This window comes from Kitasatospora sp. NPDC089913 (assembly GCF_044748625.1).
GTDB lineage: Bacteria > Actinomycetota > Actinomycetes > Streptomycetales > Streptomycetaceae > Kitasatospora.
Map to the genome: position 1 here is coordinate 88,441 of NZ_JBIVGI010000031.1, position 21,844 is coordinate 110,284.

Here is a 21,844-nt window from a genome sequence, read left to right on the forward strand (position 1 = left end):
CGGCCGGGGGGGGGGGGGGCTGTGGTGTGGGGGGGGTGGGGCCGGCGCCCCCCCCCCCCCCCCCACTCCGGGGCTGGTCGCCACCGCAGCAAGGGGGCACCGGCGCCCCCGAGCGACTTCCTGTGCCACACCTCCCCGGTCGGCCTGCCGATCCCCGGCCGGCCGTCTGCGGATGCGGCCCCCGGCAGGCCGTGTTCGGATGGCCGCGATGGCCGACCGAACCTCCCCCGCCCCGGCCGCCGCCCTGGTGACCTCCCGTCCGCTGGACGAGTACTGCGGCCTCTTCGGCCTCACCCGGGCCGCGCTCGCCGGCCTCCGGGGCCCGCTGCTCGACTGCCCCGGCGGTGCCGCCGCCCTGGCCGCCGAGGCCCGCACGCTCGGCTGCCGGGTCATCGCCACCGACCCGGTGTACGCCCGGCCCGCCGACGAGATCGCCGCCCGCGCGCTGGCCGCCCGGGCGGCCATGGCCGCCGCGATGGACGCCCGTCCCGAGCTCTACCCGCCCCGCCGCCACCGCCCGCCCGAGCGCTACCTGCGCAGCTGGGACCGGGCCCGGCGGCTGTTCGCGGCCGACCGCGCGGCCCACCCCGGGCAGTACGTCGCCGCCGCGCTGCCCCGGCTCCCGTTCGCGGACGGCACCTTCGCCCTCACCCTCAGCGGCTACCTGGTCTTCGCCTACCCCGCGCTCTTCGGGCCCGAGCGGCAGCTGGCCGCGCTGACCGAGCTGGTCCGGGTCACCGCGCCCGCCGGCGAGGTCCGGGTCCATCCGCTGTTCGACGGCACGGGCCGCCGGACCGGCCACCTCGACACCGTCCGGCACCTGCTCGGCGAGCGCCGGATCGCCAGCGAGATCCGGATCCTCCCGCCGGCCACCGAAGGCGCCCGCCCGCGCCGGATGCTCGTGCTGCGCCGGGCCGGCCGGTCGGTCCAGCATTAAGTAATAGTTGAAAAGGTCTTTCACTCCTATACTCGGAGCCCGTGACCGAGATCCTGATCATGCCGGCCGCGGCCACGGACGCCGACCGGCTCACCGCCCTGATCCAGCACTGCTCCGCCTACCGGGGAGCGTACGCGCCGATGATCGCCGGGTACCGGGTGACGCCCGAGTACCTCGCCCGGCACGAGGTCCACCTCGCCGTGCGCGCCACCGACGACCACCTGCTCGGCTTCTACGCGCTGGTCACCGAGCCGGCGGACCTCGACCTGATGTTCGTCGCCGACGAGGCGCAGGGCCTGGGCATCGGTCGCCTGCTGATCACCCACATGCTCGACCGGGCCCGCGCCCTCGGTCTCACCGGCGGCGTCAAGGTCGTCTCGCACCCGCCCGCCGAGGCCTTCTACCTGCGGATGGGCGCCGAGCGGGTCGGTACCTTCCCGGCCCGGCCCCCGATCGGATGGGACCGGCCCGAACTCCGCTTCGCGCTCTGAGACCCGGCCCCGTCGGCCGGGGCTCGTCAGCCCCGGGGCTCCGAGGCGGCTGCGGCAGGAGCGGCCGCGGCAGGGGCGTCCGCCCCGTCCGCCCCGTCCGCCCCGTCCGCCGCGGCCCCGTCCGCCGTCGGCCCGCCCTGCTGCTTGGGCAGGAACACCACCGGCTCCAGCCGGGAGAGGATCTTCTCGGCCAGCCAGCTGCGGTCCGAGCCGTACGGGATCCCGTCCGGCGCCATCAGCCGGCCCGCCACCGCCTCCCGCAGCCGCGGGGTCTCCTCGGCCGGCAGCCGGGACAGCAGCCCGCGCGCCGCCAGCAGCGCGTGGTACTGCTCGAAGCCGGACCGCGGGTGCTCGATCGCCTCCAGCACGCTCGGCAGGTCGCCCAGCGCAGGATCGCCCTGCATCAGCGCCAGCGCCTGGACCCGCCGCCCCTCCGAGCCGTCCGCGAACAGGTCCCGCACCTGCGCGGCCGTCAGCGCCGACCGCCGGGCGGTCGACCGGACCTCGGCCACCACCCCTTCCGGCCCGCCCGCGGGGTCGGTCGGCAGCATCGACCCGGGCAGGTCGTCGGGCTTGCCGGTACTGGTGCCCACCAGGCCCAGGTGCTGCATCGCCCGCATCCGCAGGTCGTCCGCGCCGACCCGGTCGCCCTTGCGGTCCCGGTCCTGCCCGGCCAGGAAGAGGTCCAGCGCCCGGTCCGCGTCCGAGAGCACCCGGGGCAGCGCCAGCCGGGTCAGCAGCCAGCCGGCCAGGAAGCCGAGCAGCACGAAGTAGAGGACGAGCGCGGCGGCGAACGGCGAGGCGTCCGCGCCCCCGCCCAGGACCGGAGCGAGGGTCGAGCCGAGCTGGTCGAGCCGTTCGCCGATCGAGCCGAGCTGGGTCAGGCCCACGCCCAGCAGCACCTTGGTGAGCCAGTCCGAGACCTGTTCGAGGTTGGTGTTGGGCGCGTAGGAGCCGTGCGGTTCGGCGCCCGCCGCGCCGGCGCGCACCCGGGGCACCCCGAACAGGAACCCCAGTGCCCCGCCGACCAGGGTCGCCGCGCAGGCCACCACCAGTCCGCCGCCCAGGGCCTGCCACGGATGCGGCCGCCCCAGCGAGAACAGTGCCAGCCCCAGCAGGCCCACGCCCGGGAGCGCTCCCGCCGCGGCCCGTCGAGCCGTCCGCACCGCCGCCGTACCGCCGGTCCGCCGTGTCGCCATCCGCCCGCACCCCCAGTGCCCGCAACCCCGCCCCTGCGGAGCGCGCGCCGACTCTAGGCGCCGGCTCCCTGCCGGGGCCAGCCGACTCCTAGCGGGGATGCCCGCCGGACGGTCGCGGAAACCCGGGCCGGGAACGCGGACGGCCCGCAGGCTGCTCCTCGGTGCCCGACCCGCGAGGGGCCTGGCGCCGAGGCACCGTGGATGTACCGGTGAGCCTGCGGGCCGGGTGACTGCTGGGAATTTCGCCTGCCGGGGACCGTGGGTCCCACCCTGCACAGGCAAGGGCGGCTCTAGCGAGCAGCCACCTCACACATCCTGATGGAACTCAACTCAGGATCACCTCCTTTCAGTGTGCCGCCACTCTAGGCAGCGCCCCGGAGGGAGGGCAACGGATTTATCGCCGCCGGATCAGGCGGCCTGCACCTTGTCCTTGAACAGCGAGTAGTCGATCACCTGGTCGGCCGGCGGGGCCTGGACGGTCAGCGCCTTGTCGATGTCGGTGAAGTCCATCTGACCGCCGCCCTTGCCGCTCTTCTCGATCCGCAGCGGGTACGGCTTGCCCTCGGTGGCGACGTGGAGGGTGACCTCGCCGCCGGAGCTGTTCTGCGACTTGACGCTGAAGGTCTTCGCACCGTTGACGGTGCCGGCCGAGCCCTTGGTGATGTTGGTGGCCTTGCTGTCGTCGCCGGCGCCGAAGGTCTTGGTGAGCTCCTTCAGGTTGCAGGCGGTGGTGAGCTCCTTCATCTCCGGGTCGTTCTGCGCGCCGCCGATCCAGCGGCCCTTGAGGAGCTCGACGGCCTGCGGGTTCTTCCCCTCGGTGGCGCTGGTCAGGAACGCCGTGTCGGGCTTCAGCCAGACCTGCTTGCCGTCGCCGAGGAGCTCGAACTTGCCCGCCCCCGGCAGGCTCAGGGTGCCCTTGCACTGGCCCTTGGTGTCCACCGCCAGGTCGACGGAGATCTGCTCGGCGTCCTTGTTGACGGTGCCCACGACCTTGACCGAGCCGGCACCGGCCAGGGCGTCCTTGGCCTGCTTCTGGATCTCCTCGGCGGTGAGCTTCTCGGTGTCCAGCCCGGGCGCGGCGGCGGTCCTGCCGGCAGCGGCGCCGTCGGCGGCGGGCTTGTCGTTGTCGCCGCAGGCGGTCGCCCCGGCCACGAGCAGCAGGCCGATCGCGGTGGTGCTGGCAAGGCGCTTCGACAGCATGAGTGTGTGTCCTAACTCGGCGCGACGGTCCGCGCCCACTTGAATCGTCTTTCCGCTCAGTATGATCGTCGGCCGCGACGGGCCGATCTTGTCCCGGGCGCTGTTACCGCCCCGTGGCAGGACCGTGGCGCGGACCGGACGCCCGCCCTCCGGACCGGGCCGCCGCCGGGCCGCCCGTGTGCCCGGGCGCCCGGGCGGCGGAACGCACCTGTCCGGCGGAACGCACCTGTGCCGGGGAACGACGAAGGCCCGGAGGACGAGTCCTCCGGGCCTTCGGTGCTACTGAGTAGCGGGGACAGGATTTGAACCTGCGACCTCTGGGTTATGAGCCCAGCGAGCTACCGAGCTGCTCCACCCCGCGTCGGTGAACACAACAATACGGGGAGATCGCCCGGATGGGAAATCCGTTCCTCACGGGCCCCCGGCCGGCCCCCCGGGCCACCCGCAGAGCCGGGCCGCCAAGCGCCGCGCGAGCCGGGCGAGGGTGGGCACGCCGGGCGGGGCCGCCGGCCCCGCCCGGCCGGGGTGCCGGGCGGCCCGGGCCCTGGCCCAGGCGGAGAAGCAGACCAGCGCCGCGAAGCAGGGCACCATCAGCACCGCGTAGACCAGCAGGAAGCCGTGGGTGCCGAGGTCGGCGGCGGCGTTCCAGGTCCCGTGCAGGGCCATCGACAGCACCAGCCCGGTCGGCGCCGCGAGCCGGGCCAGCCGGCGGCGCCCGGTGGTGAGGGTGATCGCCAGGCCGAGCCCGGTCAGCGCGGTGAACAGCGGATGGGCGAACGGCGAGAGCAGGCCGCGCAGGACGAAGGTCTGCACGGTGCCGTCGAAGTCCCGCAGGCTGGGCGACTCGCCGAGGCCGATGCTGTCCAGCCGCTGCTGCTGGTCGTCGGTGAACGCCCGCCCCAGGTAGAGCGCGTTCTCGGTGAAGGCGAAGCCGCAGGCGGTGATCCCGCCGAGGACCACCCCGGCGGCCAGGGTGCGCGGACGGGACCGGGCCCGCCGGTGGCCGGCCGGCGGCGGCCTTCCGCCGGGGGCCGAGGCGGCCGCGGCCGACGGGCGCGGGCGCAGCCGCAGCCGGCCGCGGGCGTGCGGCCCGACCGGGCGGCGCTCGTACCCGCGCGGCTGCCGGGGGCCCGGCAGCCGGCGCAGCAGGTCGGCGCAGGGGCGGCCGCCCGGTCCGGCGGCGCAGCGCGGCCGCCGGCCGATCGGCAGCAGCAGGACGAGCAGGGCGGCGCCCTTGGCGCTCTCCTCGATCACCGGGGTGACCAGGTCGGCGCCCAGGGCCTCGCCGAGGCTGCCCTGGTGGGTGCTGAGATAGGTGCTGGTCCAGCCGTTGGCGAGGATGGCCACGGTGGTGGCGGCGCAGGCGCCCCAGCCGAGGCAGAACACGGTCTGCCGCAGCGGCACCCGGGCGGTCTGGTTGAGCCAGGCGAGCCCGCCGAGCACGAAGGGCAGCGGGACCATCGCCAGCCCGAGGCCGACCAGCAGTCCGGCGGTGCCGGTCTGGCGGCGGACCAGGTGGAGGATCAGCACCCCGCAGCCGGCCAGGGTCAGCACGGCCGTCGCGGTCACCGCGGAGAAGGCGGCCGGGCGCAGCGCGCGGCCGCCGGCGGGGGCCGGTCCGGGCGTGGCGGGGCCGTCCCGGTGCGGGCCGGCGTCCCGGGGAACGGCACGGCCGGGCCGGGGCAGGAGCAGCCGGGCCCGGCGCCTGCGCTGCCCCGGGACGGTCCGGGTGTCGGCGGTGGGCGTGGGCGTCTCTCGGTCGTCGGCGGCCCGCACGGTGAGGTGGTACCCATCGCCGGACGGGGTGCTCACCCGGCACAGGGTAGGCCAAGGCGCCGGGCGGCCGGGCGGAGTCGGGGGGAACCGTCCGCCGCGGCCGCGCCCGGCGGCGGCGCCGGGGCCCGTGCGGGCGCGCCGGGTCGAACGCCCGGCGTGCCGTCAGCGGCGGCGGAACAGCAGGTCGTGCACCACGTGGCCCTTGGCGATGCCGGCCCGTTCGAACTTGGTGACCGGGCGCCAGTCCGGTCGCGGCGCGTAACCGGGGACGGAGCCGTCCGGGTGGTCCGCCGGTTCGGTCCAGCCGGTGCCGTCACCCTCGGGGTGGAGGTTCTCCAGTTCCGGGGAGGCGGAGAGCACGGCGAGCATCTGCTCGGCGTAGGGCTCCCAGTCGGTGGCGCAGTGCACCAGTGCGCCGGGTGCCAGCCGGGGGAGGACCAGATCCAGGAAGGACGGCTGGACCAGCCGCCGCTTGTGGTGCTTGGGCTTGGGCCACGGGTCGGCGAAGTAGACCCGCAGACCGGCCAGCGAGGCGTCCTGGAGCATGTCGCGCAGCAGGATCACGGCGTCGCCGGCGGCGGGGCGGACGTTGGTGCTGCCGTCGCGCTCCAGCAGGCCGAGCAGGTTGCCGTGGCCGGGGGTGTGGACGTCGGCGGCCAGGATGCCCATGGCGGGGTCGGCGGCGGCCATCGCGGCGGTGGTCTCGCCCATGCCGAAGCCGATCTCCAGGGTGACCGGCAGGCCGTCGAAGAGCGCGGGCAGGTCGAGCGGGGTGCCGTCGATCGCGATGCCGTAGGTCTCCCAGCTCCGGTCCAGCGCGCCCGCCTGGGCGTTGGTCATCCGGCCCCGGCGCGGCTGGAAGCTGCGGATGCGCCGCTCGCTGTGCTGGGCCTCGGTGGCCTTGTGCGGGTACATCGGCGCCGGGTAGGCGGCGGGGGCCGCGGAGAGCCGGACGGAGGGCGAGGGCTGGGGGATCGGGGCGGTGGCAGTCACAATCAACCGAGTCTACGGGGCCGCCGGGCGGGGGCCGAGGGGGCTGTGACGGGCCCCACGTCCGCCCCCGTCGCAGCCCCGGCCGGCCCCTCGGGGTCCGTCCTCACCGTCCGCCCGCGTCCAGTGCGGCGAGCGCCCGGCGGGCCACCTCCCGGCCGATCGGCAGCGAGGCCGTCGCAGCCGGGGAGGGCGCGTTCAGCACGTGCACCAGGCGGCGGGCGGAGCGCGGGTCGTCGGGGTCGAAGCCGGCGAAGGCGAAGTCGTCCAGCAGCGAGCCGTCCCGGGCGACCGCCTGGGCGCGGACCCCGGCGGTGGCCCGGACCAGGTCGGCGGGGACGACGGCGGGCAGCAGCCGCTGGACGGCCGAGGTGAAGGCCCGCTTGGACAGCGAGCGGTGCAGCTCGCCCACCTCGTAGCGCCAGTGCCGCCGGGCGATGCGCCAGGTGCCGGGGAAGGCCGCGGTGCCGGCCAGGTCGCGGGGGCGGACGGTCCGCCAGTCGTAGCCCTCGCGGGCGAGCGCGGGCACCGCGTTCGGGCCGACGTGCACGTCGCCGTGCACGCCCCGGGTCAGGTGGACGCCCAGGAACGGGAACGCCGGGTCGGGCACGGGGTAGACCAGTCCGCGGACGAGTTCCCGGCGCTCCTTGACCAGTTCGTAGTACTCGCCGCGGAACGGCACGATCCGCAGGCCGGGGTCGTCGCCCGCGAGCCGGGCGATCCGGTCGCTGTGCAGGCCGGCGCAGTTCACCAGGACCTGGCAGCGGAGCTCCCCGGCCGAGGTCTGCACGGTGACGCCGTCGGCCCGGCGGGCGATCGCACGCAGCTCGGTGCCGGTGCGGACGTCGGCCCCGGCCTCGCGGGCGAGACGTGCGTACGTGGCGGCGACGGCGGGGAAGTCGCAGATGCCGGTGCTCCCGATGTGCAGGCCGGCGACACCGGTGACCTGCGGCTCGTACTCGGCGATGCCCCGGCGGTCCAGCTCGGTGACCGGGATGCCGTTGGCCCGGCCGCGTTCGGCGAGCGCGCGCAGCCGGTCGAGTTCGGCCGGCCCGGTGGCGACGATCAGTTTGCCGGTGACCTCGTGCGGGATGCCGTGGGTGCGGCAGAACTCCACCATCTCGGCGGCGCCGGCCACCGCGTACCGGGCCTTGAGCGAGCCGGGGCGGTAGTAGACGCCGCTGTGGATCACCCCGCTGTTGCGGCCGGTCTGGTGGGCGGCCAGGCCGGGTTCCTTCTCCAGCACGGTGAGCCGGAGTCCGGGGCGGGCCCCGGTCAGCGCGTGGGCCGTGGCCAGCCCGACGATCCCGCCCCCCACCACCAGCACGTCGACGTCGTACTGCACGGCCCGCTCCTCGCCTCGTCCGACCGCCCCCGTCCGTCCGCGATGCTGCCACGACGGCGGGGGCCGGTCGAGGGGGCCGGGGGCGTTTCGTCCGGGCCCGCGCGGCACCCGTCCGAGCTTCGCCGGGGGCCGTCCGGCGAGTCGTCCGGCAGCGGTCCGGCGGCGGTCCGGGGCCCGGCGGAGGCGGCCGCCGGTCAGGCCGGGGCGACGATCACCGCGCGGGCGCGTTCGGTCAGGTCGCGGACCCGGCGCTCGCCCTGGAAGGGCTCCAGCCGGCGCAGCATCTCCACCACGTACTCGCGGCTGCGCTGGGAGGAGATCCGCCCGGCCACGTCGACGGCGCGCTCGCCGGCCGCGACCGCCGCGTCCAGGTTGCCCGCCTCGGCCTCGGCCATCGCGGAGACCACCAGCCGCAGACCGTGCGAGCGCACGAAGCCCTCGGTGGGGCGGGCCAGTGCCTCCCGGGTGAACTGGCGGACCTTGGAGGGCACCCCGAGGTCGCGGAAGCACTCGGCGGCGTCCGCGGCGAGGCGGTCGTAGGCGTAGAAGTCGATCCACGCCGGATCGGGATCCCCGGCGCGCGCGCGTTCGAGCGCGCTCTCCGCGGCCCCGAGCGCCGTCGCGCACGCCGCCGCGTTCCGGGCCTTGGCCTGGGCCCGGGCCTCGACCAGGTGGAAGAAGCTCATCGTCCGGGCGGTGGCCAGGCCCCGGTTGCGCTCCAGCGCGGCCTGGGCGAGGTCGACGGCCTCCTCGGCGAAGCCCCGGTAGCCGGCCTGCAGGCTCATCGAGGCCAGCACGTAGCCCCCGAGCGGGACGTCCGCGGCGGCCCGGGCGAGCCGCAGGGCCTGGATGTAGTAGCGCTGGGCGGCCTCGTGCTGGCCGGTGTCGAAGGCCATCCACCCGGCCAGCCGGGTGAGTTCGGCCGTGGCGCCGAACAGCGCCCGGCCCACCGCGTCGCTGTACGAGGCGAGCAGCAGCGGCGCCGCCTCGACCCGCAGGCACTCCGGCACCATCGACGAACGCCAGTCCCCGCCGCCGTACTTGGAGTCCCAGCGGCGCGCCTCCTGGGCGGCCTCGCGGAGCTTGGCGGCGTCCGAGTGGCCGACCCGGTACGAGCCCGACTCGGCCGGGGCACGCGGCAGTTCGCGGGCCACCGAGCCGTCGGCGGGGTTGATCAGCCAGCGCGAGACCGGGGTCGCGTAGGCGGCGACCGAGAAGGTGCCGGCCAGGCTGTCGCTCCAGCGGCCGCCGCCGGGGCCGCGGCGCAGGTCGAGGTCGACCCGCCAGAGGTCGGTGGCGGACCGGACGGCGTCGGGGACCTCGCGCGGGAAGGCCAGGCCGAGTTCGGGCGCCGGGTCGGTGTCGCCGAGGCCGATCTCCTCCAGCGGCACGGGCCGGCCGAGCTTGCCGCCGATCGCGGTGGCGATCAGGTGCGGCACGGGGCCCTGCGGCACCATGCCCTTGCTGACCCAGCGGGCCACCGAGGTCTTGTCGTAGCGGAGCGTCAACCCGCGCTGGGCGCCGAGGTCGTTGACCCGGCGGGCCAGACCCGCGTTGCTGATCTGCGCCAGGGTCAGGAGCGTGCCGAGCCGTTCGTTCGGTCCTCGTGGGCTGACGGTCATGGTGGCGGCGGCACCTCCTGCGGCCTTGTGCGCGGGGCCCGGGCGGCACCGGGCCGAAGCTGCTGTACCTAGAGTAGTCGGACGCGTTCCGAGGGTTAAGAGGCCGCATTCCGGATGGCGGGATCGCGCGCCCGGAACCGGGCGGCGGGGCGGCCGCGAAGTTGGCCGGGACCGCCGGGATCCGGCCGCCCGGCGGTCTCCCGGCGGTGCGCCGGAGTGCCGTGCTCCGGTCCCGTGTCGATGTGCGCCCGGCCGTGCCCCCTGGCCCGACCGGCTGGTCGGCGATTCGCTGGTGGTCGTGGGTCGGCCCGCCGTCGAGGACCCGGCGGGCCGGGGGAAGCCGCCGCCTTCATCCCCGCGGGCGGCGGCGACGTCCGGGAGGGCATGCGGATGCCCTCCCGGGCCGAGCGACGCCTTTCGGCCATCTCGCGATGGCCATGACAGGGCGCCCGCGGAGCGGTCCGGGCCGGGGAGGGGAAGGCCCGGGCCGCTCCGGTGGAAGGTCTCGTCCGGGTGTTCGAAACCCCGTGCCGTCACCGCCGTCCGCCCGGCGGTGGTCCCGCGCGGACCGGCCCTGCGGCAACGGCCCCCCGCGCGCACCGGAAACGACAACTCCGGTCACCGGACGCACAACCGGTGGCACCATGTCCTCTGACGGCGCGCCGGACGCGGGCCGCGGATCCGGACCCGCCGAGCGGCGCAGGTCCTCGTCCGGTGGAGGCGCGATGCGGTGGCTGACGGGCTGGTGCACGGGCGCGCCCCGGCCCGGCGCACCGGCGCACGAGCCGCCCGGCGCCGTGGCCCCGATCGCCGCGCGCGTCCTGTGGACCGGTCCCGACCCGCTCTGGGCGGTCGGCGACTGGCGGCCCGAGGAGATCCGGCTGGCCGTCCTGCGGCCCGGGGCCGCCGCCGTGGTCACCACCGGAGCGACCGCCCCCGACCCCTTCGAGGCGAACCCCGCCACCCTCCGGCTCGCCGTGCTCGGCCACTGCGGCGCCACCGACGCCGAACTCGCCGCCGGCCTGGCCGCCGCGCGCGGCGGAGCCGTCCGCCACCTCACCGGCTGGCCCGGCAGCTACACCGCGGTACTGCGCAGCGGCACCCGTTCCACCGTGCTGCTCACCGACCTGGCCGGGGCCCGGCCGGTCTTCCACACCCCGTGGGGCGACGGCACCGCGTACGCCACGGCGGCCCTGCCGCTCGCCGACCTGGTCGGGGCGCCGCTGGACACCGGCCACCTGGCCGCCCGGCTCGCCTGCCCGGAGGCGCCCGAGGCGCTCGGCACCGGGACCCCGTACCTCGGGGTGCGGCGGGTGCCGCCCGGGCACGCGCTCGCGGTCCGCGGCGGACGGCCGTACCTCACCGGGTACGACGGGCCGGGTGCCGAGGGGGCGCCGGGGCGCGGCGAGGCGGCGGCGGTCCGGGAGCTGACCCGGGCGCTGCTGGAGTCGGTCCGGTTCCGGGTCCGCACCAGTCCGGCCGGTCCGGTCGCGCTGCCGGCCGGTCCGTCCGGGCGGGCCAGGCTCGGGGTCGACCTCTCCTACGGGACGGCCTCCGCCACGGTCGCGCTGCTCGCCGCCGCGGTGCCGCCCGCCGCCGGGCCGGCCGGAGCGGGGGCGCCCTACCCGTCCGGGCCGTACCGGGCCGTACCGACGGGGACGGGAGCGCTGCCCGAGGAGTCCGGGCCCGAAGCCCCGACCGGGCCCGAGGCCCCGCCCCCGTCCGGATTCGCGTCCGGACCCGGACCCGGGCCCGCCGGACCCGCCCGGACCGGGGCGGTGAAGGGCTCCTGGGCCCGCACCGCCGCCCGGCCGCGCACCGCGTCCGAACCCGTCGCCGCCGTCACCTTCGGCGAGACCACCGGGGCCGGGACCGCCCCGGCCGTCCCGGCGCTCGCCCCGGACGTCCCGCGCCTGCGCCACACCGTGCTCGCCCCCGGCCCCGACACCCTCCCGTACGCGGACCTGCGCGCCGACCCGACCGCCGGTCCGCTCACCGACGAGCCCGGGCCCGAACTGGTCACCGCGGCCTGGGCCGAGGCCCGGTTCGGGGCGGGCGGCACCGACCACCTCACCGGCCACGGCGCCCGGCAGGTCCTGGACGGGCACCCGGCCCGGCTGGCCGACCTGGTCCGGGCCGGCCGCTCCCGCGAACTGCTCTCCCCGGTGGCCGCACTGGCGGGCGCCGACCGGGCGGCCGCCGGCGTCGTGACCGGCGCGCTGCGGACCCCGCTCACCGTGCTGCGCGCCGCCCACCGGCTGGCCCGGATCCGCTACCCGGACGCGCTCGACGACGCCGCCGTGCGGCTGACCCTCCGCCGGACGCCCGACGGCGCCGGCACGGCCGGAGCGCGCTCGGCGGACGACCTCGCCTGGGTGGTCCCCGGGCCCGCGGCCCGCTGGCTGTCCGACGAGGCGCTCTCCGCGGTCGCGCTGCGGCTGCGGCTGGCGGCGCGCGAACCGGCGCCCGGGGACAACCCCGGCGCGTACCGGGCTCGGCACGCCCTGCACCGGCACGCACGCGGCTTCCGCACGCTGGTGCACGCCACCGAACAACCTGGTCAGCGCCTGCACGCGCCCTTCCTGGACAACCAGGTGGTACGGGCCGCCCGGCTGCTCCCGGACGAGGTCCGGCTCCAGCCCGGCGCCCGGCACGCGCTGCTGCACGCCGTGCTGGCCGGTGCCGGGCGCACCGACCTGCCGCCCGACTGGGGCCGCGGCCCGCGCCCCGACCGGGCCGGTACCGTCCGGGCGGGTCTGCGGCTCGCCGCGGACGGCCTGGCCGAACTCTTCGACGCGCCGCTGCTCGCCGAGGCCGGGCTGATCGACCTGCCCGCCGTCCGGGCCGCGCTGGACCGCGCCGCCGACCCCGCGGCCCCGCTGCCGCCGGCCGCCCTGGCCGGCCTCGCCGACCTGGTCGCCACCGAGCTCTGGCTCCGCCGGGTCCGGGCCCGCCGCCACGGCGCCTGCTGGACCGGCCTCCCGCACCCCGTCCACCCCGCGCTGTCCCCGCCCCGCTTCTCCTGACCGCGCGCCCGCACCGACCGCGGACCCGCCCCGCCCGGTGCCGACCCGCCCGCGCGCCCGCCCGGCCCCGCTCCCGGTGCTCCCTCGGCCCCCGGCGCGGCTCGGGCACGGGGCGGCACCGGGCGGCGATCATGGCGGACGTCCCGTCCGTCCCCGTTTCCCTTCCCCCGCCCGGAGGCCGTGGTGACCAGTGCCGGTCCCGACCAGTCCGTCCCCGTCGTGCTCTCGGTGCTCGGGCGGCTCCCGACGAACCGCCCGCCCGGGGTGCTCGCGGCCTGCGACGGCTCGGACGGCTCGCTCTGGGCCCTGGACCGGGCGATGACCGAGGCCGAGGCCCACGACCTGCCGCTGTACGTGCTCGCCGTCGTCAACCCGGCGCCCACCGGCTACCCGCCGGGGATGGCCGAACTGGTCCAGGAGAGCGTGGAGACCCTGGTCGAGTCGATGGCGGACGGCCTGCGCCGGGCGGTGGGCGCCGTCCAGCGGGCCCGCGCCCACCCCTGTACCGCCGAGATGTCGCTGCACGTGGTGCTCGGCAACGTGATCGAGGTCCTGCTCGCCGCCTCGGCCCGGCAGCACACCGTGGTGGCCGGTACCCGGGGCAACGGCGGCTTCGCCCGGCTCCTGCTGGGCTCGGTCAGTGGTGCCCTGGTCCACCACGCGGCCTGCCCGGTCCTGGTCGTCCCCGCGCCTCCGGAGGGCTGAGCACGCGCCGGGAATGTCCCGAGATGGTTCATCGTTCACCCATCTCGGACCCGTCCCCACCCCCTCTGGAGCCCCCGTCATGAAGGTCGAGATCTACTCCGACATCGCCTGCCCCTGGTGCTACATCGGCAAGCGCCGCTTCGAGCAGGCGCTCGAGGGCTTCGCGGGCAAGGAGAACGTCGAGGTGGTCTACCGGCCGTACCAGCTGGTGCCGGACGCCCCGGCCACGGCGAGTCCGCACCGGGAGTGGCTGGCCGAGCGCTACGGACCGCAGTCCGTCGCGATGGACGCCCGGGTCGCCGAGCTGGGCCGGGCGGAGGGCATCGGCTACGACTTCGACGCCGCCCTGCACGCCAACACCTTCCTCGGCCACCGGCTGCTGCACCTCGCCGAGACCGAGTACGGCGCGGCCGCCCAGGGCCGGCTCAAGGAGGCCCTGCTCAAGGCGCACTTCAGCGACGGCGTGGACGTCGGCGACCGCACCGCGCTCACCGAGGTCGCCGTCGGCGCGGGCCTGGACCGCGACCGGGTGACGGCCTACCTGGCCGGCGAGGAGGGCGCCGCCGAGGTGCGCGCCCAGCTGGCCGAGGCCCGCGAGATCGGCATCACCGCGGTGCCGACCTTCGTCTTCGAGGGCAAGTGGGCCGTCCAGGGCGGCCAGGAGGCCGAGACCTTCCGCCAGGTGCTGGAGCAGGTCGCCACCGAGATCGGCGAGCGCCGCCCGGCCCCGGTGCAGGTCGCCCCGGCCGGCGAGGCGTGCGCGGACGGCTCCTGCGCCGTCTGATCCGGCAGTCCGCCCCGTACCGGGCGGAGCACCGGCCCCGGGGCCCGCTTCAGACGCACCTGAAGCGGGCCTCGGCCCAGTCGGCGACGTTCAGCGCCGACCGGACGCCGTGCGCCGGCAGCACCACCAGCCGGATCGAGGTCTGACCGCCGAGCGGCACGTGCACCGGCACCGCCGGGTCGCCCGCCCGCAGCGTGCGCGAACTCCACAGCGTCCGCCCGTCACCGCCCTGCACCGAGAAGACCACCCCGCCGACGGCGAGGGTCAGGTCGTCCATCCCGGCCACCGCGTCGAAGGACGTGCAGCTGCGGTTGAGGTCGATCACCGTGGCCGCGGGCGCGTGCACGCTGAGGCCGTGGCGGTGCTCGGCACCGGCGACGGAGACGCTCTCCCGCTGCCAGAACCAGTCGCTGCCGTTCTCCCGGATGCTCGGCCGCGGCGGCGGCACCCGGTGGGGGGACGACCTGACCACCGGCAGGTCGTCGGCCCAGAAGTCGGTCGGCGCCGGCGGGGTCGGGACGGCCGTGGGCGACGGGGTCGGCAGGCTCGGCGTCACGGTGGGCGTCGGCACCACCACTTCGGGCGCGGGCGGCAGCGGCAGCTCGGGCGTCGGCGGCGGGGTCGGCACCGGCACGGCCGGGACGGTCGCGGGCGGGGTCGGGGTGGGCGTGGGCTTCGGCGTCGGTGCGGGTTCCGGCGGTGCGGGGGCCGGCGAGGGGGCCGCCGTGGTCGCCGGCGGGCTGCTCGGCGCCACCGGCACCGGCCGGGGCGCGGCGGCGGGCGAGCGGGGCGCGGGCGGCGCCGGGACCGGCTGCTCCACCGGTACCGGAGCGGGGCTCTCCGGGGCGGGCGGCGGGGCCGGTTCCGGGGCGGGCGGCTCGGGCTCGGCGGACGGCGGCGCGGGAACGGCCGGCGCGGAGACCGGGGGAGCGGCCACCGGGGGCCTGGGCTCGGGTGCGCCGGTGAGCGCGTACGCGGCGACGGCGGCGGCCGCCACCGCGACCGCGGCGGCGATCCCGGCCTTCGCGGCGGTGCCCAGCCCCTCCGCGGCGGCGCCCGCGGCACCCCCGCCCCCACCGGAGGCCCCGGCTCCCGCACCGCCCGCGGCCCCGGCACCGCCCGCGGCTCCGGCACCGCCCGTCGTTCCGGTCGCGGCACCGGCCGCTCCTCCGGCGGTGCCGCCCGCCGTGGCGGCCGCGGTCCCGGCGGCCGCGCCGCCCACCGCCGCCACGCCGCCGACGGCGGCCGCGGCGGCACCGAAGCCGCCCGCGCCGATCCAGACCAGCACCCCGCCGGGCAGCAGCGCGCGCAGCCCGTGGTTGATCTCGGACAGCTCCAGGCACGCGGCCGTGCACCGGTCGCACTCCTTGAGGTGCCGGCCGACCTCCGCCGAGGCGCGCTTGCGCAGCGAGCCGCGCGCGTACGCGCCGAGCCGGTTGGCGTACGCCTCGCAGTCCCGGTCCTGACTGCCCGAGACGTGCGCCTGGAGGAAGCCGGCGGCGAGCCGGTCGCGGGCCCGGTGGGCCTGGACGGCGGTCGCGTTGGCGGTCTTGCCGAGCATCACCGCGACCGTCTTGGGGGACTCCCGTTCGACCTCGGTGTGCCAGAGCACCATCCGGTCGTCCTCGGGGAGTTCGGCGTAGGCCTGCATCACCATGCGCTGGTCGGCCAGCGCCATCGCCCAGGCGTCGGCGCCCGGGTCGGCCAGATCGAGGTCCACCACGGCGGCCGAGGTCTGCGCGAACACGCTGAAGTCGTCAACGAGTTGCTCGCGCCGCTCGCTGCGGGTCCAGGCCGCCGCGACGTTCCGGACCGCGGTCAGCAGATAGGCGCGGACGGCGAACTCCGGGCCCTTGCCCGCCCGCAGCGCCTGCAGGGTACGGGCGAACACCTCGCCCGCCAGGTCCTCGGCGGTGAAGCTGTCCCGGCAGCAGGTCCGGGCGTAGCGGCGCACCGAATCCACGTGCCGGCGGTAGATCTCCTCGTAGGCGGTGTCGTCGCCGGCCCGCACGAGCGCGGTCAACTCGGCGTCGGAGGGCGGTCGTTCGCCGTCGACGGGATCGGCCGGGGCCGGGACCGTGGGGCGCACGGGTGCCCCGGTGCCGACGAAGGCCTCCGGGATGACTCCGCCGCGCCCGGCTGCGGCCTGTCCGGGGACCCGGCCCTGGGGGAGCGCGGCGGCGGAGGCGGAGAGGGTCTCGCGGCCGGGCATTCCGGCCTGGTCCGGCACCTGGCCCGTCGGCACGGGACCGGGAGCGGCCCCCGACCCGCCGCCGGGCGTGCCCGGGCCGACGGCCGGACCGTCAGGACCCCGGTCGGGTCCGCCCCCGGCGGACCGCCCGAAGTCGAGGCCGTAGCCGTAGTCGTTCTGTTCCTCGGCGCTCACAACGGACCCCAGACTCCACGACAGCCCCCGTAGTGTGGCAGGGCGCGCGGGAGTGCGTGGGCGCACGATTCTCCGCCGCACGGCGCCGAGGGCGCGCGAACGGCGCGCATCGGGACATTGGCTCCAACCACGGGCAAAGGATGGCATAGCGCAGAGTTGGGCGGTAGCCGGAGCGGCCGCGACCCACTCTTCCGTGGGGCCGTCGCGGATCTGTTCGCCCCGCCCGCGGGACCCCGGGCGGCGTCGCCCGCCCCGGGCGAACGGCCCGCGGCCGTCCGCCCCCTTCACCAACCTCCTTGCCCGCGCCGGACGGTGGGTCCCGGTGCGGAACGGCTCAGCGGGCCCGCAGGCCGTCGAGCAGGATCTGGAGCAGCCGGTCGGAGGGGCCCTCGGCGGATTGACCGTCCGCGTGCGGGCCACCCGTCGGCTGCGGGGCGTCCCCGGGGACCGTCGACGCCGCGCCGGTTGCCGCGCCCGCCGCACCCACCACGACCGGACCGGCCGGTGGCGCGCCGCGCCAGGCGTGCACCGGTACCGACGCCGTCAGCACCAGCACCACGTCCGCGACGGTCACCCCGGGCCGCAGCTCGCCGGCCGCACCCGCACGCGCCACCAGGGCCGCGAGCAGCTGCAGCAGCAGCCGCGGGTCCGCGTCGGCCACCAGCGCCGCCAGCTCGCCCTCGGCCGCCGCACCGACACCGGCACCGGTCCCGAGGGGCCCTCCGGCCGCCTCGCCCGGCACCTGACCGGACACCTCGCCCGGCAGCGGACCGCCGAGCGACCCGGGCAGCGAGCCGTACGCCGCACCGGGCAGGCCGGTCGCCGTCGGCTCGTACCGCGCGGAGCCGAACGCGCTGCCCGGCCCGACCGGGTCCGGCGAACGCTGCTCGGGCACCCGCCCCAGCTCCTCGGCGTACCGGAACGCCTCCGGCGGCAGCAGCCGCCCGGCACCGGTCGACACCGCGCGCGCCAGGTAGCCGGCCAGCGCCTCCCAGGCACCCGCGCCGCCGTACAGCGATTCGCGGGCCTGGGCGGTCAGCCAGGCGACCTCCTCGGCCGCGATCCGCTGGACCAGCACCTCCTTGCTGGGGAAGCGCCGGTACACCGTGCCCACGCCGACCCCGGCCCGTCGCGCCACCTCCTCCATCGGCGCGCCGTAGCCGAACTCGCCGAACACCTCACGGGCGGCGCGCAGCACGCTCTCGAGGTTCCGCCGCGCGTCGACCCGCAACCGGGTGCCCGGAGAGGGCCCACCGGCCTGTGCCGCCTCGTTGCCCCGGTACGGGACGGCCGCGTACGCCGCCCCCGGGGACCCGGCGGCCTCGGCCGGGCCGCGTTGCTCAGGCACCACGCCCTGGCCGGGGTGTGCCGCACCCGATCGCCCCAACAGTCGCTCCTGTTCCATCATCCCAACTCTCCCCCGCAGGCATCCGGTTCCGGACCCTGTCGTCGCCCGCCCCTGCACCCCCCGGTGCAGCTACGCCTGAAAGAAATGACCGATGACCCATCGCTCGTGCCGCTGGTGCCGCCCGGGTGCCGCCCGGCCGCGGGTGCGGCCGCGCGCAGGTCCACCCGGACCCCGCTCCGGAGGGCGCCGCCGGGCCGATCGCTGCGATCGGGCCGGCGCGTCGGCGCCCGTTCGGGGCCCTGTCCGGGAACTACCCTTCCCCGGATCACGGTCCCGCAGTCGGGTTCTCCCGCCAACACTAGAACTGGCCGTAATGACCGATCCACGGTGCGTCGCCACCAGTTGACATGGCAGTGGCCGCGCCGCCACACAATCCGACCATAGTTCACCGCCGTTCGAGGCCGAAAGTGCGTCAGAAACTCACCCCGGCAGTACTTCTGTCCCCTTCGGGCCCCATCCGCCCCGTCCGCCACAGCACGGACGGTGGACAAGAGGGCTCCGGCGGTCCTTTATTGGTGGGCGTGATGGGGGCATGCCCGGTCGAAGGCGGGCCACGGAGCCCATCGACAGGAGGTGCGCCATCAGGATTCTGATCGTCGGCGGCGGGTGCGCGGGCATGTCGGCCGCGCTGCACCTCCAGCGCGGCCTGCGCGAGCGGATCCGCCGCGGCGAGGTCCACCTCACCCTGGTCGAGCCGCAGGCCTACCTCACCTACCACCCCCTGCTCGCCGAGGTCGCGGCCGGCACCATCGACCCCCGCCACGTGGTCGTCCCGCTCCGGCGCGAACTCACCGAGTGCAAGGTGCTCACCGCCCGGATCACCCGGATCGAGCACTCCTCCCGCCGGGCCTGGGCCGACGCGGCCGGCCGGGGCGAACCGCCCGCGCCGGTCGAGCTCCACTACGACGTCCTGGTGCTCGCCCCCGGATCGGTCTCCCGCACCGCCCCGGTACCCGGACTGGCCGAGCACGGACGGGGCTTCTCCACCGTCGGCGAGGCCGTCGGCCTGCGCAACCACGTGCTGGAACAGCTCGACCTCGCCGCCACCACCCGCGACCCGGCGCTCCGCCAGGCCGCGCTCACCTTCGTCTTCGTCGGCGCCGGCTACGCGGGCGTCGGCGCGCTGGCCGAACTGGAGGACATGGCCAGGTACGCGGTCCGGGGCCACCAGCACACCGCCCCCGAGGACCTGCGCTGGGTCCTGGTCGAGGCCACCGACCGGATCCTCACCGAGGAGTCCCCCGAGCTCGCCGCGCACACCCTCGCCCAACTGCGCGAGCGCAATGTGGACGTCCGCCTGCGCACCACCCTGGAGTCGGCCGCCGGCGGGGTGATGGCGCTCTCCGACGGCAGCCGGTTCGCGGCCCGCACCCTGGTCTGGACGGCCGGGGTCCGCCCCAATCCGCTGCTGCGCGACACCGACCTCCCGCTGGACACCGCCGGCCGGGTCCGCTGCCTGCCCACTCTTCAGGTGCTCGGTCCGGACGGCCGCGCGCTGCCCGGGGCGTGGGCCGCGGGGGACGGTGCGGCCGTGCCGGACCCCCACGCGGACGGGGCGCCGTGCGCGCCGAACGCCCAGCACGCCTTCGCCCAGGCCGAGCTGCTGGCCGCCAATGTGCTGGTGGCGCTGGACGGCGGCCCGCACGCGTCCGGCATCGCCGAGTACCTGCCGGGCCCGCCGGCCTGCTCCACCTCGCTGGGGCTGGGCCGCGCGGTCGCCCACACCCGGGGCGGCGGGCGGCTCACCGGCCGCCGGGCCTGGTGGCTGCACCGGGCCCGCCATCTGCGCCGGCTGCCGAGCGGCGAGCGCCGGGTCCGGATCCTGGTGGACTGGGCGATGGCCGGACTGTTCTCCCGCGAGGTCGTCCCGATCGGCCGTCCCGAGCAGCCGGACCGGCCGGAGCCGGCCGACGGACGGCCGGTGTGAGCCGGGCCGCCGGCCCCGTCGCCGCCGCCCGCCCGGAGTACCGGCACCGGGCCGAGGCCGACCCGACGACCGCGCCGGGCGCGGACGACTTCCGGAATCGGGCCTCCGCCTGACAGGATCTGCCCGACCGAGTCATTACCCCGTGTGCTGACGAGTGCACGAAAAGTGATGATATGCCTGGAACCCGAGGAAGCGGCCGTCGTTTGAACCTCATGCGCTGGAGCGCCCGGCTCACCGGAGTCCCGTGGCGTGCCACCCCGCCGTCCGGGGCCGGCACCGACCGCGGCACGCCGTCCGGCGACGCCGTCGTGGTGCCCGGCCCCCGCGACCCCACCAGCCCCACCGGCCCGGTAGACATCCCGGACGCCCTCGACCCCACCGGCGTGCTCGACCCCCACCGGCCCCAGGACCTGCGCGAGGTCCTCAACCGCATCCCGGCGCCGGTCGCCGTCACCTACGGGCCGCTGCACCAGCTCGGCTACGCCAACCGCGCCTACCGCGAACTCTTCGGCGAACGCCCCACCGGCCTGCCCGCCTGCGACGCGCTGCCGGAGCTCGGCACCCTCGGCGTGCTGCCCCTCATGGACCAGGTGATCCGGGGCGGCAGCCCGCGCAGCGTCAAGGCCCGCTGCATCCTCGGCCTCACCGGCAACCGCTACTACAACGTGTCCTGTGTGCCGCTGACCCGCGACCCCCGCGACCCGGCCCCCACCCCGCCGCCGGACCCGGCCGGATCCACCCCCACGAGTGCCCCCGACCCGGCCCCCACCCCGGTCGACACCACTCCCAAGGGTGACGACCCCACCTCCGGCGTCCTCATCTTCGCCGCCGAGGTCACCGACCAGGTCCTCGCGGCCGCCCGGCTGCGGGAGTCCGAACGCCGCCAGCGCGAGGCCGCCGTCACCCTCCAGCGCAGCCTCCTCCCGCAGAAGCTCGACCAGCCCGCGGACCTCCGGGTCGCCGCCACCTACCAACCGGGCGGGGCCGAGGCCGCGGTCGGCGGCGACTGGTACGACGTGATCGCCATCGACGGCGGCCGCACCGCCCTCGTGATCGGCGACGTCATGGGCCGCGGCCTGCGGGCCGCCGCCGTGATGGGACAGCTGCGCACCGCCGTCCGCGCCTACGCCCGCCTCGACCTCCCGCCGCACAAGGTGATGAGCCTGCTCGACGGACTCGCCATGGAGATCGACGCCAACCAGATCGCCACCTGCACCTACGCCGTCTGGGACCCGCAGCGCCGGACCCTCGGTTACGCCTCCGCCGGCCACCTCCCGATGCTGCTGCGCTGTCCCGACGGGACCGTCCTGCGCAGCGAGGAGCAGAACGGACCGCCGCTGGGCACGGGTGGCGGGGTCCACCTCTCGCACACCCTCCGCCTGCTGCCCGGCACCACCGGCGTCCTCTATACGGACGGTCTGGTCGAACGCCGGGACGAGGACATCGACCAGGGCCTCGACCTGCTCGCCCGCACCCTCACCGGCGCGGTCGGCGCCCCGGACGTGGTCTGCGCCCGGCTGCTCCGGGCCATGGGCGTCACCTCCGAGCACGACGACGACGTCGCGGTCCTCGCGTTCCAGCTCCCGGCGGAGGAGGAGTCCCCCGAACGGACACCGGCGCTTGACGTGGTCTCCCAAGAGGTCTAGTGTTCTTCGAGCTGCCTGGCTGGGAGCACCGGACACGCATCGGCGCGGACGGTCCCGGGGCAGCCAATCCTCTGAAACACCACCTCTTCCCAATACGGGCCGAGGCGTGTCGTTATTTCTTTCGATACGTTCCGGCTCAGGGTCTATTCGGTGTGCCTGTTTTCGGGGATTGCGGCCGGATTCGCTTTTCGGAGCGGGGATCGGCTAGAGTTTGAAACGTCGGACGGGGCGTCAAGCCGCAGAAGACACCAGCGAGTTGGATGAAGGAAGCGCCGGGAACGGCACGGAAAACATCTGATAAGCTGGGAACACGAAAGAACGAAGCGCCCGGAGGGCCGGTGTGAAAGCCGCCCGAAGGAAGTGTCCGTTCCTTGAGAACTCAACAGCGTGCCAAAAGTCAAC

Annotated in this window: 14 protein-coding genes, 1 tRNA gene and 1 pseudogene; 7 read left to right on the forward strand and 9 right to left on the reverse strand. The window is 76.6% G+C overall.

Annotated features, from left to right (window positions below):
* Positions 1-208: 208 nt before the first annotated feature.
* The gene (locus ACIPYS_RS33770) at positions 209-937 is read left to right on the forward strand and encodes a hypothetical protein (RefSeq protein WP_159424963.1); all 729 of its coding nucleotides are present in this window, start codon (positions 209-211) and stop codon (positions 935-937) included.
* Positions 938-978: 41 nt separating this feature from the next.
* The gene (locus ACIPYS_RS33775) at positions 979-1,428 is read left to right on the forward strand and encodes a GNAT family N-acetyltransferase (protein WP_353653500.1); all 450 of its coding nucleotides are present in this window, start codon (positions 979-981) and stop codon (positions 1,426-1,428) included.
* Between the two features lie 26 nt (positions 1,429-1,454).
* Here the strand turns inward: ACIPYS_RS33775 and ACIPYS_RS33780 are convergent, their stop codons facing one another.
* The 7 genes from ACIPYS_RS33780 to ACIPYS_RS33810 all read right to left on the reverse strand — a co-directional run bounded on the left by ACIPYS_RS33780 (position 1,455) and on the right by ACIPYS_RS33810 (position 9,560).
* Positions 1,455-2,627 carry a hypothetical protein gene (locus ACIPYS_RS33780; protein ID WP_400753442.1) on the reverse strand — a complete coding sequence of 391 codons (1,173 nt, stop codon included), beginning with the start codon at positions 2,625-2,627 and terminating at the stop codon, positions 1,455-1,457.
* A 408-nt stretch (positions 2,628-3,035) separates the two neighbouring features.
* Positions 3,036-3,827 carry a hypothetical protein gene (locus ACIPYS_RS33785; RefSeq protein WP_093861429.1) on the reverse strand — a complete coding sequence of 264 codons (792 nt, stop codon included), beginning with the start codon at positions 3,825-3,827 and terminating at the stop codon, positions 3,036-3,038.
* A gap of 287 nt (positions 3,828-4,114) precedes the next feature.
* Positions 4,115-4,188 (reverse strand) — tRNA-Met (locus ACIPYS_RS33790).
* 50 nt (positions 4,189-4,238) lie between these two features.
* Positions 4,239-5,639 (reverse strand): PrsW family intramembrane metalloprotease, encoded by a 1,401-nt coding sequence (locus ACIPYS_RS33795; RefSeq protein ID WP_400753446.1) that lies wholly within the window; start codon positions 5,637-5,639, stop codon positions 4,239-4,241.
* A 126-nt stretch (positions 5,640-5,765) separates the two neighbouring features.
* Positions 5,766-6,596 carry a tRNA (guanosine(46)-N7)-methyltransferase TrmB gene (gene trmB / locus ACIPYS_RS33800; RefSeq protein ID WP_231977713.1) on the reverse strand — a complete coding sequence of 277 codons (831 nt, stop codon included), beginning with the start codon at positions 6,594-6,596 and terminating at the stop codon, positions 5,766-5,768.
* 103 nt (positions 6,597-6,699) lie between these two features.
* A complete protein-coding gene (gene lhgO, locus ACIPYS_RS33805; protein ID WP_400753451.1) occupies positions 6,700-7,938 on the reverse strand; it encodes an L-2-hydroxyglutarate oxidase in 1,239 nt (412 codons plus the stop codon).
* A 194-nt stretch (positions 7,939-8,132) separates the two neighbouring features.
* The gene (locus ACIPYS_RS33810) at positions 8,133-9,560 is read right to left on the reverse strand and encodes a hypothetical protein (protein WP_030398588.1); all 1,428 of its coding nucleotides are present in this window, start codon (positions 9,558-9,560) and stop codon (positions 8,133-8,135) included.
* Between the two features lie 725 nt (positions 9,561-10,285).
* On the opposite strand from ACIPYS_RS33810, the gene ACIPYS_RS33815 reads away from it, so the two are divergent.
* The 3 genes from ACIPYS_RS33815 to ACIPYS_RS33825 all read left to right on the forward strand — a co-directional run bounded on the left by ACIPYS_RS33815 (position 10,286) and on the right by ACIPYS_RS33825 (position 14,075).
* Positions 10,286-12,586 (forward strand): asparagine synthase-related protein, encoded by a 2,301-nt coding sequence (locus ACIPYS_RS33815; RefSeq protein ID WP_400753454.1) that lies wholly within the window; start codon positions 10,286-10,288, stop codon positions 12,584-12,586.
* Positions 12,587-12,769: 183 nt separating this feature from the next.
* The gene (locus ACIPYS_RS33820) at positions 12,770-13,291 is read left to right on the forward strand and encodes a universal stress protein (RefSeq protein ID WP_159424965.1); all 522 of its coding nucleotides are present in this window, start codon (positions 12,770-12,772) and stop codon (positions 13,289-13,291) included.
* A gap of 79 nt (positions 13,292-13,370) precedes the next feature.
* Positions 13,371-14,075 carry a DsbA family oxidoreductase gene (locus ACIPYS_RS33825; protein ID WP_043467278.1) on the forward strand — a complete coding sequence of 235 codons (705 nt, stop codon included), beginning with the start codon at positions 13,371-13,373 and terminating at the stop codon, positions 14,073-14,075.
* Positions 14,076-14,124: 49 nt separating this feature from the next.
* Here the strand turns inward: ACIPYS_RS33825 and ACIPYS_RS33830 are convergent, their stop codons facing one another.
* Positions 14,125-16,461, reverse strand: coding sequence for a sigma-70 family RNA polymerase sigma factor (locus tag ACIPYS_RS33830; protein WP_400753459.1), 2,337 nt, complete (start codon positions 16,459-16,461; stop codon positions 14,125-14,127).
* Between the two features lie 334 nt (positions 16,462-16,795).
* Entirely contained in the window at positions 16,796-17,866 is a 1,071-nt protein-coding gene (locus ACIPYS_RS33835) for a TetR/AcrR family transcriptional regulator (protein WP_400753461.1), read from the reverse strand.
* 535 nt (positions 17,867-18,401) lie between these two features.
* Here ACIPYS_RS33835 and ACIPYS_RS33840 point away from each other — a divergent pair.
* Complete coding sequence (locus ACIPYS_RS33840) at positions 18,402-19,796, forward strand: NAD(P)/FAD-dependent oxidoreductase (RefSeq protein WP_400753464.1); 1,395 nt, start codon at positions 18,402-18,404, stop codon at positions 19,794-19,796.
* 173 nt (positions 19,797-19,969) lie between these two features.
* Positions 19,970-21,427 (forward strand): annotated as a pseudogene (locus ACIPYS_RS33845) (PP2C family protein-serine/threonine phosphatase); the annotation flags it as partial.
* Between the last annotated feature and the right edge of the window lie 417 nt (positions 21,428-21,844).

Bases quoted from the DNA above. Each gene is read 5' to 3' on its own strand.
- ACIPYS_RS33780 (WP_400753442.1), bottom strand. From the start codon at position 2,627: ATGGCGACACGGCGGACCGGCGGTACGGCGGCGGTGCGGACGGCTCGA.
- ACIPYS_RS33840 (WP_400753464.1), top strand. From the start codon at position 18,402: ATGCCCGGTCGAAGGCGGGCCACGGAGCCCATCGACAGGAGGTGCGCC.
- ACIPYS_RS33810 (WP_030398588.1), bottom strand. From the start codon at position 9,560: ATGACCGTCAGCCCACGAGGACCGAACGAACGGCTCGGCACGCTCCTG.
- ACIPYS_RS33835 (WP_400753461.1), bottom strand. From the start codon at position 17,866: ATGGAACAGGAGCGACTGTTGGGGCGATCGGGTGCGGCACACCCCGGC.
- ACIPYS_RS33815 (WP_400753454.1), top strand. From the start codon at position 10,286: ATGCGGTGGCTGACGGGCTGGTGCACGGGCGCGCCCCGGCCCGGCGCA.
- ACIPYS_RS33770 (WP_159424963.1), top strand. From the start codon at position 209: ATGGCCGACCGAACCTCCCCCGCCCCGGCCGCCGCCCTGGTGACCTCC.
- ACIPYS_RS33825 (WP_043467278.1), top strand. From the start codon at position 13,371: ATGAAGGTCGAGATCTACTCCGACATCGCCTGCCCCTGGTGCTACATC.
- ACIPYS_RS33785 (WP_093861429.1), bottom strand. From the start codon at position 3,827: ATGCTGTCGAAGCGCCTTGCCAGCACCACCGCGATCGGCCTGCTGCTC.